Annotated in this window: 16 protein-coding genes and 1 pseudogene; 1 reads left to right on the top strand and 16 read right to left on the bottom strand. The window is 54.8% G+C overall.

Translation table 11 applies throughout. The annotated features are described in order from the left end of the window. Window positions 1-18: 18 nt before the first annotated feature. On the top strand, window positions 19-1,902 hold the full coding sequence (locus AC1Q5S_RS13200) for an acyl-CoA synthetase (RefSeq protein ID WP_492238992.1): 1,884 nt from the start codon (window positions 19-21) through the stop codon (window positions 1,900-1,902). Between the two features lie 343 nt (window positions 1,903-2,245). On the opposite strand, the pseudogene AC1Q5S_RS13195 reads toward AC1Q5S_RS13200, so the two are convergent. The 16 genes and pseudogenes from AC1Q5S_RS13195 to AC1Q5S_RS13120 all read right to left on the bottom strand — a co-directional run. Continuing rightward, window positions 2,246-2,347 (bottom strand): annotated as a pseudogene (locus AC1Q5S_RS13195) (IS5/IS1182 family transposase); the annotation flags it as partial. An 85-nt stretch (window positions 2,348-2,432) separates the two neighbouring features. Further along, window positions 2,433-3,266, bottom strand: a complete 834-nt coding sequence (locus AC1Q5S_RS13190) for a glycosyltransferase (RefSeq protein ID WP_492238991.1) — start codon at window positions 3,264-3,266, stop codon at window positions 2,433-2,435. A gap of 92 nt (window positions 3,267-3,358) precedes the next feature. Continuing rightward, a complete protein-coding gene (locus tag AC1Q5S_RS13185) occupies window positions 3,359-4,237 on the bottom strand; it encodes an alpha-1,2-fucosyltransferase (RefSeq protein WP_492238990.1) in 879 nt (292 codons plus the stop codon). Window positions 4,238-4,259: 22 nt separating this feature from the next. Beyond that, entirely contained in the window at window positions 4,260-5,165 is a 906-nt protein-coding gene (locus AC1Q5S_RS13180; protein ID WP_492238989.1) for a glycosyltransferase family 2 protein, read from the bottom strand. An 86-nt stretch (window positions 5,166-5,251) separates the two neighbouring features. Then, window positions 5,252-6,454, bottom strand: a complete 1,203-nt coding sequence (locus AC1Q5S_RS13175) for a hypothetical protein (RefSeq protein ID WP_492238988.1) — start codon at window positions 6,452-6,454, stop codon at window positions 5,252-5,254. Window positions 6,455-6,517: 63 nt separating this feature from the next. Continuing rightward, window positions 6,518-7,393 carry a glycosyltransferase gene (locus AC1Q5S_RS13170; RefSeq protein WP_492238987.1) on the bottom strand — a complete coding sequence of 292 codons (876 nt, stop codon included), beginning with the start codon at window positions 7,391-7,393 and terminating at the stop codon, window positions 6,518-6,520. Further along, the gene (locus tag AC1Q5S_RS13165; protein ID WP_492238986.1) at window positions 7,394-8,917 is read right to left on the bottom strand and encodes an O-antigen translocase; all 1,524 of its coding nucleotides are present in this window, start codon (window positions 8,915-8,917) and stop codon (window positions 7,394-7,396) included. It lies immediately after the preceding gene. A 2-nt stretch (window positions 8,918-8,919) separates the two neighbouring features. Next, a complete protein-coding gene (locus tag AC1Q5S_RS13160; RefSeq protein ID WP_492238985.1) occupies window positions 8,920-10,017 on the bottom strand; it encodes a DegT/DnrJ/EryC1/StrS family aminotransferase in 1,098 nt (365 codons plus the stop codon). After that, complete coding sequence (locus AC1Q5S_RS13155; protein WP_492238984.1) at window positions 10,014-10,430, bottom strand: sugar 3,4-ketoisomerase; 417 nt, start codon at window positions 10,428-10,430, stop codon at window positions 10,014-10,016. Before AC1Q5S_RS13155 ends, AC1Q5S_RS13160 begins: the two co-directional genes overlap by 4 nt. Then, window positions 10,430-10,909 (bottom strand): acyltransferase, encoded by a 480-nt coding sequence (locus tag AC1Q5S_RS13150; protein ID WP_492238983.1) that lies wholly within the window; start codon window positions 10,907-10,909, stop codon window positions 10,430-10,432. Before AC1Q5S_RS13150 ends, AC1Q5S_RS13155 begins: the two co-directional genes overlap by 1 nt. 313 nt (window positions 10,910-11,222) lie before the next feature. Then, window positions 11,223-11,360, bottom strand: a complete 138-nt coding sequence (locus AC1Q5S_RS13145) for a hypothetical protein (protein WP_492238982.1) — start codon at window positions 11,358-11,360, stop codon at window positions 11,223-11,225. After that, a complete protein-coding gene (locus AC1Q5S_RS13140) occupies window positions 11,357-12,523 on the bottom strand; it encodes a DegT/DnrJ/EryC1/StrS family aminotransferase (protein WP_492238981.1) in 1,167 nt (388 codons plus the stop codon). The genes AC1Q5S_RS13145 and AC1Q5S_RS13140 overlap by 4 nt, the downstream gene beginning before the upstream one ends. Then, window positions 12,520-13,452 carry a GDP-L-fucose synthase family protein gene (locus AC1Q5S_RS13135; protein WP_492238980.1) on the bottom strand — a complete coding sequence of 311 codons (933 nt, stop codon included), beginning with the start codon at window positions 13,450-13,452 and terminating at the stop codon, window positions 12,520-12,522. The genes AC1Q5S_RS13140 and AC1Q5S_RS13135 overlap by 4 nt, the downstream gene beginning before the upstream one ends. A gap of 14 nt (window positions 13,453-13,466) precedes the next feature. Next, entirely contained in the window at window positions 13,467-14,597 is a 1,131-nt protein-coding gene (gene gmd / locus AC1Q5S_RS13130; RefSeq protein WP_492238979.1) for a GDP-mannose 4,6-dehydratase, read from the bottom strand. Window positions 14,598-14,635: 38 nt separating this feature from the next. Further along, window positions 14,636-16,069, bottom strand: a complete 1,434-nt coding sequence (locus tag AC1Q5S_RS13125; protein ID WP_492238978.1) for a mannose-1-phosphate guanylyltransferase/mannose-6-phosphate isomerase — start codon at window positions 16,067-16,069, stop codon at window positions 14,636-14,638. Beyond that, window positions 16,066-17,175, bottom strand: coding sequence for an MraY family glycosyltransferase (locus AC1Q5S_RS13120; RefSeq protein WP_492238977.1), 1,110 nt, complete (start codon window positions 17,173-17,175; stop codon window positions 16,066-16,068). Before AC1Q5S_RS13120 ends, AC1Q5S_RS13125 begins: the two co-directional genes overlap by 4 nt.

The raw sequence follows: 17,175 nt of genomic DNA, 5'->3' as shown, positions 1-17,175 counted from the left end.
CGGCACCCTGGAGACACCATGTTCTATCCCATACGCGCCATACGCTGTCTCGCGGACATCGAGGCCATCGAGCAAACGCCGTTGGATGCGCTGATCGAGCCCCAATCCACCCATGCGTTGTTCGAGGCCTCGGCCCGCAGCCATGGCGCAGGGGTGGCCCTGACCTTCCTCAAGACCGCCGATGACGACGCCGACATCGAGCGCTACACCTACGCGCAACTGCTGGGCAAGATCAACCAAACCGCCAATGCGTTGCATAGCCTGGGGCTGGGCAGGCAGGACACCGTCGGCATCATGCTGCCGGGCTGCCCTGAATACCATTTCGCGCTGTGGGGCGGCGAGGCCGCAGCCATCGTGCAGCCGATCAATCCTTTGCTCACGGTAGAGAAAATCTCGTCACTGCTCAGTGCCACCGGTGCCAAGGTCCTGGTTGCCTGGGCAGACCGGGACGATGCCAGCATCTGGGGCAAGGTGGCGCAGCTCGCCACCGGCATCGAGCATGTTCTGTACGTGAGCCACACGGGCGCCGTGCCCGATGCCACTGGCATCCGCGCATCCGTGCAAAGCTTCTCCGAGCTCATTGCCCGCCAGCCTGCGGACCAACTGCTCTCGGGGCGCAAGATCCAACCGAGCGATGTCGCAGCCTACTTCCATACGGGCGGCACCACTGGCTCGCCCAAGTTGGCGGCACAGACGCATGGGGCCCAGGTCTATACCGCCTGGGCCAGCGTGCAGATGCAGGGCCTGACCCCAAGCGACCGCACCATCAACGGCTACCCGCTGTTTCACGTGGCCGGGGTGTTGCCTGGTTCGCTGGCCTGCTTCTCCGCGGGCGCCGAGGTCATCATCCCGACCAAGGAGCTGTTCCGCAACAAGGACGTTATTGCCAATTTCTGGCGGCTCGCGGACCGCCATATGCCGACCGTCATGTCCGCCGTACCCACGGTGCTGTCCGCGCTCTCGGACATCGACCTGGGTGGAGCAGATATCTCCTCCATCCGCTACTTCCGCACGGGCGCCGCGCCGCTCAGCCAGGAAACGGCACGACGCTTCAAGGATCGTACGGGTTTCCATGTGCACGAAAGCCTGGGCATGACCGAGATGACCGGCATCTCCACCATCACCCCGCCCGGCGTGCATGCCAGCGTTGGCCATGTCGGTTTCAGAACGCCGCATGCCCGCATCCGCATCGGCAAGATGGATGCCAACGGCAATCTCACGCCAGACGAAGCAGTGGCCGGCGAGACCGGCATGGTGCTGTTCAAGTCGCCCAATCTGTTTGCAGGCTACCTGGGTCAGATCGAGAGAAAGAGCTATTTCACGGACGACGGCTGGCTCATCTCAGGCGACCTGGGTTCGCTATCACCCGATGGCTTGCTCAAGCTGCAAGGACGCTCGAAAGATCTGATCATTCGCAGCGGCCACAACATTGACCCGCAAGTGATAGAACAAGCCCTGGAAAGACACCCCGCCGTGAAGGCCTGCGCCGCGGTGGGTGCGCCAGACCGGTATGCAGGGGAAGTGCCGGTGGCCTTCGTCACGCTCAAAGAAGGTCAGACAGCAGATGCCGAATCCCTGCGCGACTTTGCGGCACGCCACGTGGACGAGCCGCCCGCGCGCCCCAAATACGTCGAAATCCTGCCCGCACTGCCTACCACCAACGTGGGCAAAGTCTTCAAGCCCGAACTGCGCGGCATGGCCATGGAGCGGTATCTGGAGAAAGAACTCGCAACCATCATGCAGCGAAACCAGCAGCCAGCTTCTTGTTGGCCGCAAGTGCGCTTTGACGACGCACAAGGCTTCATCCTGCGGGATCCACAACGCTGCCTCTCGGATACAGACCTGCAAACGCTGGAAAAGCAGACGCAATTCACCGGGGCCCATATACATGTCGAAGCCTGATGCTTCTGCATGCGCGAAACATGTAGTTTGCTGACGCATCAGCGCCACAGGCACCACCATGCGCGCGGACGAGATGTCCCGCTCCACCTGGTTACCCCCAACCACCAGTGCACGCGCTCGACTCCGCCACCCAGCACAACCATGTCTGTGTATGGCTGCAGTCGCCCGGCCCATACAGCCTTTGGCGCCGAATACCGACTTTCCAAATGGCGCAGCAGAGCATCGGGCAGCGGCAGCCAGCCGACCAGCATGCCGAAAGCTAGCGCAGTGACCAACGCACGACGGGCCGCCACTGATCGGCTCAGCCGCCACCAGAGCGCCAGCAAGAGCAGCACAGCCACCCAAGTAAATCACCCCAAGGAACGACGCGTTCCATCTCGCCTAGGAACTCGCGCTTGCGCGTTCGTTTGCTCGACGACCCCAATCCCAGGCTTTGCTGCTTCATACGGATATCGTCTCAGCAGACGCGGCCACTGACAAGCACAGGCTGACCAGATTTATGCAGACCTTCCCTCGCCGGACCATTTCCGTCAATTTGCGCGGACGGTTCGTCTTCTTAAGGGCGACGCGTACATCAGGCGCACCAACCAGCGAGGTGCAATCCTTAGTGCAAATCTCAGTATTGGGTAGACGTACTTCCACGTAATGCCATTCAGAGCCCAGATGCCCGTTGTGTAACAGCGCAACTCGCTGAAGGATTTTCCGATGCTGCGCCTGCTCCAAAAATGAGGGCTAACCGTAAAATCGAGAAGAGGTTCATTGACATTGTCAAATCTGAAGCCTTCTTGCGCGCAGCGAAACCATAATGCAATATCCTCGTTAGTCCCTGACAGCGGATACCCACCGACACGGTCAAGGACGTGACGCCTGAAGCAGACCGTGGGGTGTGCTACCGGTACTCCTCGACAAAGCTTCGCGAGTGCATCATCGGGTCCACGACAGAAACTGATTCGGCGTCGGGTGCCCTTCTCAGTGTCAACTTCGATAATATCAGTGCCCAGAATATCGATGGACGGATGTTGCCGAAAATAGTCAAGCTGCACCTGGTAACGCCTGATATCCGAGCGATCATCGGCGTCCATCCGGAATATGAATGCCTCGTCGCTCAACTCTTTGATAAGTGAGTTAAGGGCTGCAGCTAGACCAAAGTTACGATCGAGTCGATGGATTCGATAGATACGTTCACCGCGTTCTGCGATCACGCGATTGATGCCCTCAGGCACTGGGCCATCGACCGCCAAGTAAAGGTGCGACTCGACTTCATCAGTGAACTGCTGACCTAGTACTGACTCAAGTGCCACAGCCAGAGCTTGCGGATCGTCTCCACGGTAGACAGCCATCAGGGTAGCGACCTTGGTTCTCATCGTTTCATATCTCGACTAAAGGTTGGCGTATCGGCGCCTATTGCACAATAGGCTCCAGAGGTTAAGGAGTTCGGGCGGCAAGTGTTGTGAATTCATATTCGCACCCATGATGGGGGAATCAAATCCTTGTCATTCGTGCCATTCAAAAACCAGCTTCGCGGCGCCACCACGAGCTTTTTTGTTGACGGGTTCAACCAAGCCCCCCACCAACTAAAACTGCTATTTGCAATGATGTGATGATCGGCCTGGGACATCAGCCGCATGTCGTTCGCACTCCGAGAGCCGCCGTTATGCCGAACAGTCTCGATCGGACCAAACTCGGAACCTAGCTGTGCATCCACCCAATCTGGGTCATCCGAGAAAGCGAATAGCCGCACACCTGGCACGCGCTGGCGTACCAAGCGAATGGCATCCCGGTAGTAATCAAGGCTACACAGCGCGAAAACACCCTGGTTCTTGGCGAGGGTGTAGTCTCCTCGACGCACGTGGAGGCTGGCGCTGGGCTGGGCCTGCATCCGCTCGCGAACAGCGAGGTCGGCTTCGTCCCAGGGCATGCGGAAGGTGAAGTCTGCGCGGATACGGTCAGCCACAGCCGCGAAATAGCGCTCAGACTGCCAATAGCCATGCAGATAGCTCGATGCCCGCACGTCATTGATGCCAGGCCAGTACTGAAAATACGGCTCATTGCTCCAGTTCCGGCCCGTTGCCCAGCGCATAGTCGGCCGGCCGAACACCCGTCGCAGTACCGGCGGTGCCTGCCAGCCTAGCAGACGCTTCAGCTCAACCTCGTTAGCCTGCGGCACTTCGACATGGAACACACGTTGTAGCTCGAAGCCGTTGTGCAGCGTGTAGCCGTCAAATTGGTCCGTAGCAATGCGCAGCGGCTGTTCGGTACGAAGGCTTAAGGCCCGGCCACAAGCGTACTGAAACATCTGATTGCCCAGTCCACCGATGATGTTGGAGATGATCATCTTGAATAAATAATTTGGCGCACTACGCCTTAGGCGACGCATTGAGCGCCTGACGCACTTCAGCGATCGGCACGGGATTTGGATAAAAAAGCGTTGCAATACGGGTCACCAAGCGCATGCCATACCAGCACGCGGCTTCGCACGCACGCAGCACTCCATGAAGTACGGGCTCGCCGGCTCGCGGCCCAAGCCAAACGCGAGCAGTTGGGTGTCGGTCTTGCAAATAGACGCGTTCCTCACGCTCTATTCCCGCGATTTCTGACCCGAGACTTGCTGTGATGGAGTCTGCGCGGCCCAGCAATGATCCGATCTGTATATGCGGACACGGTCTCAATAGCCTCGTCACCTTAAGCACGCGCGCATAAAGGTCCACGTCGATAAGCCACCGCAGCCTTCCGTCAAACCTTGGATACAAGGAGCGACGAATCACTAGCGTCGCGGTGGGGCCAACTACATTGCGCCGGAACAAGTAGTTAGGACAATGCCTAACTACGAAAGTCCTCAGCCACATCGGCAAATGGCGGCGACAGCTACCGCTGCCAGGATCTGCGAGAACGCAATCAAGCAACAGGATGTCAGTCTTAACATCCTGCCGCAGGGCTTGGACCAAGTTATGTACAAAATGTTCGCTTAAGGGGAATTCATCGTGATGCAGCAGCATACAGTATTCACCCCGAGCCGCATCAAGTAGCGCGTTCCAGTTAGCCGCAGCCCCTAAAGGTGGCTTGTTATGTTGATACTTTAACGTACATTTAGATCTAATTGCAAATAATGAAACAAGCTCTTGAATTTCATTGTCAGGAGAGTCGTCAAAAATAAGCAACTCCCACTCATTTAAATAACCCTCGCCAAGCGCCTTGAGAATTCGCTCCAACCCAGGCGCATAACAGTATGCCGGAATAAGGACACTAAGACGAGGGCGATTCACAGTCGATCACCAAAACAGGATTTCACAATAGCTTTCATCAAAAAATAGTTGAATAAGTTGAATGTAAAAGTAAATTATAAAAAGTATTACTTATTTAAAGAACTTTTATAAACAGCCTCATCTTTTTTTATTAATAATAAAACAAATGGAAACATCATTACATTAAATATTTTATCAAATCCACTATTTATAAATAATGGTGCTGCAAAAATAATAATTAATAAATAGAATTTGTTTCTATTCAACTTCAAGCGCTTAAGATTTTCGTACAAATATATTATGTAAATGCCCAGGCCTAAAATTCCGAAATCGGAGAAAAACCCAATGAAATGACCGTCCGCAGTAATTTTTTGTTGCCCATCTGCAGGGAAGCCGGTATTTAAACCCATTGAGTTGCCTATCAATTTGTCTACAACAGATGGATTATTTGATACAGCCGACCATCCATGAACCCTATCTTGATCTGAAGTATTTACGAATATTTCAAACAGGTTAATAAAACCAGCCCAGTGCTCCGTCAATAAATAACACAATAAAATAAATGTCAGCGACATGAATATTTTGTACATTATATTTTTGACGACAAATATTGAAATTATTAGTATTAAAAAAATCTGCAAGATAATTATTCGAGAAAAGCACAATAAAGCAGATATAAAAAAGATGGCTACTTTTTTTAATGAAACTCGTTCGCTGGGCGAAATTAATATCATCAAGAAAAACCCAATGAAAAACGAGTAGTCTATTACCGTTCCACCAATACCGCCGGTTGCCCTATCAATGCCCAATCCATTTGAGCTCACTATATTCCCCCCGTAATTCATAAAAATATTACTTAAAAAAGTATTACTTTGTTGAATTAAAGAAATGATTGTAGTAATGAATAGATATGACCATAAGATTAAAGAAATTCGATCTCTAAATATTTTACTAAAACTATTGCTTAATACAATGTTTGTCCCAACTATTAATAAAATAAATTTAACTAATGAAACGCTGGGTTGGTATATATTTGCACTAATTATTACTTCAACAACATATCTAAAAATAAGATACGCAATCAATAATTGCTCATAATTTTTAAATCTAAACTTATTCTTTATCAAATAAAAATAGGCTATGAATATAATGGCTAATTGAAGCTGCGTCAGACTAGCGTTACTTATATTCAGAAAATAGTCGGCAACAGGTTTTAAAATATTGATCAGGATAATCAACAGCAGTGCATATACAGCTCTTCTCTCACTGCCTGGGCCGACAACAATATTTTTTTGAGCGACTATGGTCATTATTATAATTTACGAAAACTTCTTATCAACTAATCAATTGACTCAATAAATTTATTAAGTCGATCATTTCATAACCAATTTTTTCAGTTCCCTTTTTTGAATAAAGGAGATAATTGGGTGAAGCGGTAGGATTAATATCAACATTAATATCTTTCCTGCAATGATTGTCGATAACAAGTAATATTCCGCATGCCATGCATCTATGCATCGCTGTTGGAACATCCTAATCCCATTAACTTTTCCGCTAAAGTACCTTGTTATAGAAAACTTTACGATTCTTGTGCTAATTCCGCTGCCGACTCGGTAAAGAACAAGGGGCTCATCTATATGCACTACTGGTCCAAGCAGCGTGCCACGAAATCCAAAAATTTGATCCTCGGCGGAAATATTGGTATTTAGTGGGCCAAAGGAGAGGACAAGTAATTTGGTCCACGCCTGCGTTGCCCCTATGGCGATGGGGTGAGGCGAGAGAGCGGAATTAATTTTTCTATTTAAATTTTTAATACCCGGACTATTAATTATTCCCGCAACCTCACTATTTAGATTAATTTTTTTAGCTGTAGAGAAAAAATAACTAGGGACCCTTGCGTAGCGCAAATACTCATCCACAATTACTTGAGTTCGTTGAGGCATAGAAATATCATCACCTGCCGCACAAACGATTAACTCTCCATTTGAGATCGAATTAATTTTATTAATGTGCCTTGCCAGGCCAATATTTTTGTCATTTCTTAAGCAAATTACTTTATGAGAACCACCATAAGAACTTACCATCTCTTTTGCAATTTCGAAAGTTCGATCAGATGAGTGATCATCTGAAATAATAATTTCTAAGTGCGAGTAAGTTTGTGAAAATGCACCCAAAATAGCTTCTTTTATATAATCTTCCTGATTATAAGAAAACAGCGCAAATGTGACTAATGGCATTATTTCGGACATTTACTTATACTTTAAAAAATTTACGCATATTTCTTTTACCTTCGCCAAGGTAAATTCAGTGATTCTAACCGCCGGCCCACCATAATTACTCGTACTCGCTATCCGGGCTAATGTATAAAGTGCGAATGCCAGTGATATTGCAACTGTAACGATTGCACCCGACCAATAGTGGGTGCTGATGATCGCAACCGCTATGCAAAGCACGAAAGTGATAACTATTAATTTCACTACACTACCGGACCATTGAAAACCAATTCGGCGCTTAGCTAGCAGATAAACTAACGGCAGATAAACTAAATAGCATAGCAAAAATGAAATACCGGTAATCTGTAGTCCAACGCTGGAGGAAAAACCTGCAATCAAGCCTCCCATCAGCATAAGCGCTACCGTTTCTGTCCAAAAGAAAGTCTTGCCGGCTCCCGCTGCCAAGATTACAAAGCCCAATGGCCAACTGGCCACCTTGAGAACGTCACCCAATATTTGCCAACGCAACACATCCACTGCGGGTGAAAATTCACCTGAATACAGCAGGTTAATCACCCAAGGGGCCAATCCGATCATGGCGATAAAAAGCGGCGCGCTAAGAAGAAGTGCAATTTCCGTTTGCTCATTGACCAGACGGGTTGCTGCTTTGTGGTCATTGATCACCCCGGTTAGCCGGGGGTAATAGTCTGCGCCCATGGCCGCTAACACAAATCCGATGTATTGCATCGAGATAGTCCATGCCGCCTGAAAGTGGCCGAGCGATTCTGCACCCAAGGCATGGCCCACTTCTACCCGTATCCAGAGTTGCACCAATGCCCCGACCAGCCCCGCGCCCATGAAGGGGACGCCCAGGCGCAACAATGTTTGCCACTGGTGCGCCATTTCTTGCATGGAAATCGGTTCAGAGGTCACCTTGGGCAAGCGCGACACATACAAGTGCCCTAGGAGAAAGTTCACGAGAGGGCCAATAAGCACGTAGGCCAATAAGCCCGCTTGCCCCCACTGCCACAACAAAGCCATACCCATCACGGTATTCAGTAATGCACCAAACACACTCAGCCGCGCCATGTCGCCGATACGGCGCATGCCTTGTATCAATGCACCTTGTGAGGCACCGGCTACAGACAAGGCAACGCCCAGTGCCAACCAACCAACCAACGTTGAGTGTTCGGCACCGCCCAGTACACGGACCGCCAACATTTCTCGTGACGACCAAACGACCAGCGCGCCGGCAGCGGCCAGCAACAACGCGCCCCAGGTCATTGCGCGGTGCACCACGGCCAGGGCACGTTCATTTTCCTGACTGAGTGCTTCGGCGATTTGACGTGTGCCCACAGTGCCAATGCCCATGGTGGCAACAGCTGTGGCCGTTGTGATAAGGCCCGTGTAGAGGCTGACAAGGCCAACGCCGGCTGGGCCAAGCAAAACGGCAAGGATTTTGGTGCGCACTAAACCGATCAAAATATTGATGACCGAGGCCCCACCAATAATAGAAGTGCTTTTGAGAATGCGCCGGTAGGACGCGACTTGTTCAGACACGCTTAGGCCCCTGCATTCATTTCGGCCACAACAGCGGCTGCACCCGTATCTTCCAAGTGCGGCCCTATCGGCAAGCTGAGGCACTGGTTCGCAATTTGCTCGGCGATAGGAAATTGACCCTGCACATAACCCGCTGCCGTATAAGCCTGCTGCAAATGCGGCGGAATGGGGTAGTGAATCAGCGTGCCAACACCTGCTTCACCCATTTTTGCAAGCAAGGCGTCACGGTGAGGGTGTTGCACCACATACAGGTGCCACACGGGTTCGGCCCAGTCGGGCACGTGGGGCAGGATCAGTCCGCAGTTGGCCAAGCCCTGCTGGTAGCGCGCGGCGATGGCGCTGCGACGGGCATTCCATTCGTCCAGGTGCGCCAGCTTCACGCCCAGGATGGCCGCTTGCAGCGGGTCCAGCCGGCTGTTGTAGCCCTGCACCTCGTTCACGTATTTCACGCGCGAGCCATAGTTGCGCAACACGCGGATGCGGTCGGCCAGTTGCGGGTCGCTGGTCGTCACCGCGCCGCCGTCGCCCATGGCGCCCAGGTTTTTGCCGGGGTAAAAGCTCCAGGCCACGGCGTCGCCATGCGCGCCCAGCCGCTGGCCTTTGTAGCGCGCACCGTGGGCTTGCGCCCCGTCTTCCAGCACGTGCAGGCCGTGCTTGCGGGCAATGGCCAGGATGGGGTCCATGTCGGCTGGCTGGCCATACAGGTGCACGGGCAGGATGACCTTGGTGCGTGGGGTGATGGCCGCTTCGATGCGGGCTGGGTCAATGTTGAAGGTGCGCGCATCGGGCTCCACCGGCACGGGCGTGGCCCCGCACTGGCTGACGGCCAGCCAGGTGGCGATGTAGGTGTTGCTGGGCACAATGACTTCGTCACCCGGCCCTACGTCCATGGCGCGCAGGACCAGGTGCAGGGCGTCCAGGCCGTTGGCTACGCCTACCGCCTGGGCTGCGCCGCAGTAGCTGGCAAAATCATCTTCAAATGCCTCTACCTCCGGCCCACCGATGTAGTAGCCAGAGGCCAGTGATCGGGCTACGGCAGTGTCAATCTCGGTTTGCAGCTCGCGGTAGGCCGCGCCCAAATCTAAAAATGGAATTTTCATGCTTGCCACCGTGCCCGCATGAATTCTGCGTAGTCGCGGTAATAGTCTGCTTCGTCGTATTTGTTGGAGGCCAGCACCATGCAGACGGAGCCAGACGAAAAGTTGTCCAGTTCGCGCCAGATCATGGGGCAGACATACAGGCCGTTGTATGAGCGGCTGAGGTGCACGCGCTTCTTGTTTTCCCCGTCATCCAGCACCACATCAAAGCTGCCTGACATGGCAATGATGAGCTGGTGCAGCCCTTTGTGCGCATGACCACCGCGCTCGGCGCCGCCCGGCACGTCATAAAGGTAATAGACACGCTGGATATCAAAGGGAATCTGGTTGCCGCCTTCCACAAAGGTCAGGTTGCCACGGGGGTCGGCGATTTTCGGAAGTTCAATTATTTTGCAGAGGTCGATATTGAATTTCATTAGATTTTTCTTGAGCTTGTTTGACTGATTACGCCGGCTGGGTTGCCCACAACCGTGGCGCCCGGTGGCACGTCTTTGGTAACCACCGCACCCGCCCCCACAGTAGCGCCAGCGCCAATAATCACGCCGGGCAACAACGTAGCGCCGCCGCCGATGCTGGCACCCGCTTCGATGCGTGTGGCGACCAGCTTGAAGTTAACGTTTCCGCTCTTGGGGTACTTGTCGTTGGTAAAGGTCACGTTGGGGCCGATAAAAACATCGTCACCCACGCGCAAACCGTCCCACAGCTGGACGCCGCTTTTGACGGTAACGCGGTCGCCGATGACCACGTCGTTTTCAATCAGGCAGTGCGCGCAGATATTGCAGTCCTGGCCGAGCTTTGCGCCGGGCAGCACGACGACGAACTGCCAGACGCGCGTGCCAGCGCCGATGGCAGTGGACTGGACGTCAGCCAGAGCGTGGATAAAGGGTTGATTCATCAATAGACCTTGAAAAGAAAAGTCTTCGGCGGCGCCTCAGACACTACCGTTTTGATAGCAAATATTTACCATCCTATGCTGACAGCAACCACATATTTCTCATTATTTCTGCCCGATGTGCTGCATGGGGCGTGGATTGCCGCGCTTCGCTCGCAATGACGCGGGGGCCGCGGCTTGGGGGTTCATTCTGGTTTGCAGAAGGCGGCATAGGCCAATGCCAGGCCGGCTTCCAGCTCCACCTTGGCGCGCCAGCCGGCTGTGCAGACGGGCGGAGTCCATGAGCTTGCGCGGTGCTCCGTCTGGTTTGCTGTGGTCAAAGGTGATGCTGCCCTGGAAGGGCCACGGTGCGGGCCAGCTGGGCGATGCTCACGTCGCCGCCAAAGCCGACGTTGATGTGGCTTTGCATGGGCTGGGCCTCGGTCGGGCGAAAGTAGCGCGGGTCCACTTTCACAATGAGCCAAGCTCCTTGATTGCTTCTTTAATGGGATAGTGATGATTGCCTACAAAGAGACCGAAGCGATCAATATGCTCTGCGTTAGTAAGTGTGCGGTGAACAGTGGAATCGAAATATTTAACCACTTCGTTTTTGGCGAAGTTGCCGGCCACGATCGGGCGACACTCAAAACCTAGCTCATTCAGCTTCACCACCAATGCCTTGCGCGTGAGTTTGCTACCGGGACGAATCACCAAACTGAAGCCGAACCAACTGCTTTCGCCAATCTCCTGCTGGATGATGATGTCTGGATGATTGCTCAACGACGCTTGCAGCAGCTTGCCGTTCTTGCGGCGCTCTTCAATCATCTTTGGCAAGCGTTTCAGTTGCTCGACACCCAGCGCGCCTTCCATTTCCAGCGGGCGCACGTTGTAGCCGGGCAGCACGAAACGGAATGATTCTTCGAACGGGTCATCGCTCTTGTCGCTACACACGTGATTTTTCTTGGGCAGGTTGCGCGTCCAGCCGTGAGCCCTGAGTGACAGCAGGATTTGGTAAATCTCGTCGTCGTCGGTAACAATCAGGCCGCCCTCCATGGTGGAGATGTGGTGGCTGAAGAAAGAACTGAAGCTGCCCATCACGCCGAAGGTGCCGGCTTGCTTGCCTTGATAGGTGGCCCCCATGGACTCGCAGTTATCTTCCATCAAGACGATGTTTCGCTTGCCAATGATCTGCTCGATGCGTCCGAAATCATTTGGATTGCCAAGCAGATTAACCGCCATAATCGCGCGGGTCTTGTCTGTGACAGCTTGTTCCAGTTGATCGAGATCGTAGTTCAAAGTTTGCAAGTCAATATCGACGAACTTGATCTTCAAACCGTATTGATACAGCGGGTAGTAGGTTGTGCTCCACGACACGGCGGGCACGATGACTTCATCGCCTCGTTGCAGTTTCAACTTCGGGTTCTTGGTGTAGAACAGGGCCGCCACCATCAACAGATTGGCCGAGGAACCGGAGTTCACCATCACGCAATGCTGACTGCCGACATATTGGGCGAAGTCACGCTCGAACGCTTGCACGTTCGCGCCCATGGTGTACATACCGGAGGCGATAACGCGCTGCATGGCATCGGTTTCTTCTCTACCCCACGAGGCGGTGGCTAATGGAAACTTGACATTCATTGTTGTTGCTCTTTCAAATAGTAGCTGTATGTTTTTTCGATACCGTCACGCAGGTCATGGCGTGCCGACCAGCCCCAAGCTTGTTGCCGCTCCACGCTGACCAGCTTGCGCGCCATGCCGACGGGTTTTCCGAGGTCATGAACGAAACCCCCGGTGTATTCCATCAATTCGGCTGCGGCTTGGTAGTATTCGTTGATGGTGTGGTCATGCCCCAAGCCAACATTCATGTAGGTGGGTAATGTGTCGAAGTTATTAACTGCTCGCACTATCGCGTCGGCCAAGTCGCCTGCGTACATGAATTCACGCCGCGCAGTGCCGTCACCCCATATCTCTACCGTCTCTTGCCCGCTCTGTTTGGCCTGATGAACTTTGTGGATGATCGCTGGCACGAGGTGCGAATGTGCCGGATCGAATTTGTCGTGACGGCCATAGATGTTGCAGGGGATGAGCGTCTTGTACTGATAGCTCGCATCCTCGCGCATGATGTAGTCGCACAACCGTGCCGTTACCACTTTGGCAAGGGCGTAGCCTTCGTTGGTTGGCTCCAATTCACCCTTGAGCACCATTTCTTCACGCAAGGGCTCGGAGTGGTTGCGCGGGTACATGCAGGAGCTGCCCAGATTGATCAGGCGCTTGATGCCGGCCTGATGTGCCGCCCAGACGATGTTGCGCCCCATGTCGAGGTTGTCCATTAAGAAACCCACCGGTTCGCGCATGTTGGCCTGGATGCCACCTACTTTGCCCGCTGCATGGATCACCATGTCTGGTTTGTTTGCCTGCAAATACGCTTGTACTGCGCTGAAATCACGCAGATCCAATTCGCTGCTGCGGGGCGCGAGGACTTCAAACTCGCCGATGGCGGAGTGCTCAAGCACGTTGCTCCCGACCATGCCGCCGCCGCCCGTTAATAAAATTCGAAGTTTGCCCATGTTCTTGACCCAGGCTATTCGGTGGCGTTGAAAACGGGATAGCCGTGTTGTTTGAGCAGTGCGTGCTGCTGGGCCTGGATCAGGTCACTGGCCACCATTTCCTGGCACATTTGCTGCGCGGTGATTTCTGGCACCCATCCGAGTTTTTGTTTGGCTTTGCTGGGGTCACCCAGCAGGGTTTCCACCTCTGTGGGGCGGAAGTAGCGGGGATCAACCTTGACGATGACATCACCCACCTTCAACGCGGGTGCTTTGTTGCCGGCAATGGCTGCGACGATGGCGTGCTCATTCACGCCTTGACCTTCAAAGCGCAGGGTAATACCCAGTTCTTGAGCAGACCACTCAATGAACTGGCGCACGCTGTATTGCACGCCGGTGGCAATGACAAAGTCTTCGGGTTGGTCTTGTTGCAACATCAGCCACTGCATGCGCACGTAGTCTTTGGCATGGCCCCAGTCGCGCAGGGCGTCAATGTTGCCCATATACATGCAGTCTTCCAGGCCCTGTGCCATGTTGGCCAGGCCGCGGGTGATTTTGCGGGTCACAAAGGTCTCGCCACGGCGTGGGCTTTCGTGGTTAAACAAGATGCCGTTGCAGGCATACATGCCGTAGGCCTCGCGGTAGTTCACCGTAATCCAATAGGCATAGAGCTTGGCTACTGCGTAGGGGCTGCGCGGATAGAAGGGGGTGGTTTCCTTCTGCGGAGTTTCTTGCACCAGGCCAAAAAGCTCGGAGGTCGAGGCCTGGTAAAAGCGTGTCTTTTTCTCCAAGCCCAGAATGCGGATGGCCTCCAGAATGCGCAGGGTGCCCATACCGTCCACGTCGGCGGTGTATTCAGGAGACTCGAAGCTGACAGCCACGTGGCTTTGCGCACCCAGGTTGTAAATTTCGTCGGGCTGGGTCTGTTGGACGATGCGTATTAGGTTGCTGCTGTCGCTCAGGTCGCCGTAGTGCAGCTTGAATCTAGCGTTTTCGGTGTGGGGGTCTTGGTAGATGTGGTCTACGCGCTGCGTGTTAAACGAGCTGGCGCGGCGCTTGATGCCGTGGACGATGTAGCCCTTGGCCAGCAGAAATTCGGCCAGATAGGAGCCGTCCTGGCCGGTGATGCCGGTGATGAGGGCGACTTTTTGTTGTGTTGTGGTCATGTCAGTGTGCAAGGTTTGAAGTGGGATGAGCCGCGGCTTCAGGCCAGGTTTTTAGCTCTTTCAATTGGAACGATGCGTCCATAGGCGTCGTCAAGGCGCACGATGTCGTCTTCGCCCAGGTAGCTGCCGGACTGCACTTCGATCATTTCCAGATCGGTCTTGCCGGGGTTATGCAGGCGGTGCACTTCACCAATGGGGATATAAGTGGACTGGTTTTCGGTCAGCAAGAAGGTTTCATGGCCGCGCGTGACTTCGGCCGTGCCTTTGACCACGATCCAGTGCTCAGCACGGTGGTGGTGTTTTTGCAGGCTGAGCGAAGCACTGGGTTTGACGGCAATGCGTTTGACTTGAAAGCGCTCGCCCATGTCAATGCTGTCATACCAGCCCCAGGGGCGGGCCACCTTGCGGTGCAGGGCGGCTTGCGGGCTTTGGCGGGCCTCCAGTTCGGCGACCACGGCTTTGACGCTCTCGGCATGGCTGCGCGCGGCCACCAGCAGGGCATCGGGTGTGTCGATGATCAGCAGGTCTTGCGTGCCCAGTGCCACCACCGGGCGGTGGGGGGCGTGGATGAAGGTTTGGCTGGCGTCGATGACCAGGCCTTGGCCATCGACACGGTTGCCATGCTCGTCGGGCGCCGTCAAATCAGCCACGGCATTCCAGCTGCCCACGTCGCTCCAGGCGCCGCTGAACGGCACAACGGCCACATCGGCATGGTGTTCCATCACGGCAAAGTCGATGCTTTCAGCGCGGCAGGCACTGAAAGCCTGGGGCTCGGGCCGGATGAAGGGCTGGTCTTGCGTGGCACCGGCCATGGCATGCTGGCAGCTGGCCAGAACGTCGGGTGCGTGCTGTTGCAGGGCCTTGAGCAAGACATCCGCCTGGCACAGAAAAATGCCGGCGTTCCACAGCACGTCGCCTTGCGAGATGAGGGCCTGGGCCTTGTCGGCAGCGGGCTTTTCGATGAAGCGGGCAACCGTGTGGCTGCCATCTGGCCGGGCTTGGCCCTGCTGAATGTATCCGTAGGCGGTGCTTGGGAAGCTGGGCACCACGCCAAACGTGACGATGGCGCCCTGCCCGGCTGCAGCCTGGCCTTGCTTGACCATAGCGGCAAAGGCCTGGGCATCGGGGATGTGGTGGTCAGCCGGGCAAAACAGCAGCAATTGCCCGGGCTGCACCGCCAGCGCGGCCAGCGCCATGGCGGCGGCTGTGTTGCGCGCCGTGGGCTCCAGAATGACGGTGCCACTCACTTTGGCGGCCTGCATGGCCTCGGTTACCAGAAAGCGGTGATCGTCCGCCGCCACGCACATGACGCTGGTAGCAGCCTGGCCTCCCAGTTGCGTGACGCGCTCCAGCGTAAGCTGCAACAGGCTTTTGTCACCCACCAGAGGCACAAACTGCTTGGGGAATGACTTGCGGGACAGCGGCCAAAGGCGGGTGCCAGAGCCGCCACAAAGAATGACGGGTTCAATCATGCGGTGCTTGTTTTGGTAGTTAAAGAGGCGGCGCTCAAGCACCAGCGGAACTGCGTCAACCGCGCATACGCGGCTGAATACAGCACGGCACAGACAACAAAGCCCAGCACCAGCATGGGGGTGCTGCTAGGCCAGTTCACCGCAATGACCGCGGGAATCAGCGCTGCCAACCACATGATGGCGCCGGTGGCCGAGTTGCGCGCCAGGTTGCTGGCGTTGGGCAACAAGAAGCGCACCAGGCGGCGCTTGACCAGGCTGTGCAGGTGCAAACGGTCGGGGTCGCCAGGGCTGAGGTTGCGGCGGCGGCGGCGCACGATGCTGAACAGCACCTCTAGCACCGGAAAGCCACACACCAGCATGGGCGCCCAGGCCGACACTTCAGGGTGGCGTTGCAAAATCAGCACGGCAATCCAGGCCAGGGCAAAGCCCACAAAGTAGGCCCCGCCATCGCCCAGAAATATCTTGCCCAGCGGCCAGTTGACCAGCAAGAAGCCCACCACGGCACCCGCCAAAATCAGGCAAACCAGGGCTAGGTCGTGGTCGCCCAGGGCGGTGGTCATCACACCAAAGGCGGTAAGGATGATGACGACAGAGCCAGCGGCCAGGCCGTTGAAGCCATCGACGATGTTGATGGCGTTGGCCACGCCGCCCACGGCAAAGGCGGTGAACAGCACCGAGATGGCGGTAAAGCCCAGCAGCCAGTCCAGCCCGGGCAGGTTGGCGTCGGTAATCGAAAAGCCGGTGATGGCCCAGCCCAGCACGCCACAGCCCATGGTGGCCAGCAGGCGGTTGCGCACGCTGACGCGCTTGGTAATGTCTTCAAGCAGGCCAAAGGCAAAGGCCGGGATGCCGGCCAGGATGAGCGGGCCCAGCAGGGATTTTCTGTCGGGGCTTGCCAGCAGGTAGCCCACCACAATGCCGGCCGCAATGGCAATGCCGCCCACGCGAGGCGTAGGTTCGGTATGGAACTTTTGAATCCCCTCGTCCGAATCCATGGTGTGACGGCCATGCCAGCCCTGCGTGACCACCAGCAACAGTGCTACCAGCAACGCTACGCATCCTGCAACCAGGGCAGGCAGTGGAATGAAGCCCAAAATATCAAGCAT

This window comes from Acidovorax sp. GW835-FHT14B10, assembly GCF_058793725.1.
Note: the sequence above shows the minus strand (reverse complement) of the source record. Positions and strands in the feature narration are given on the sequence as shown.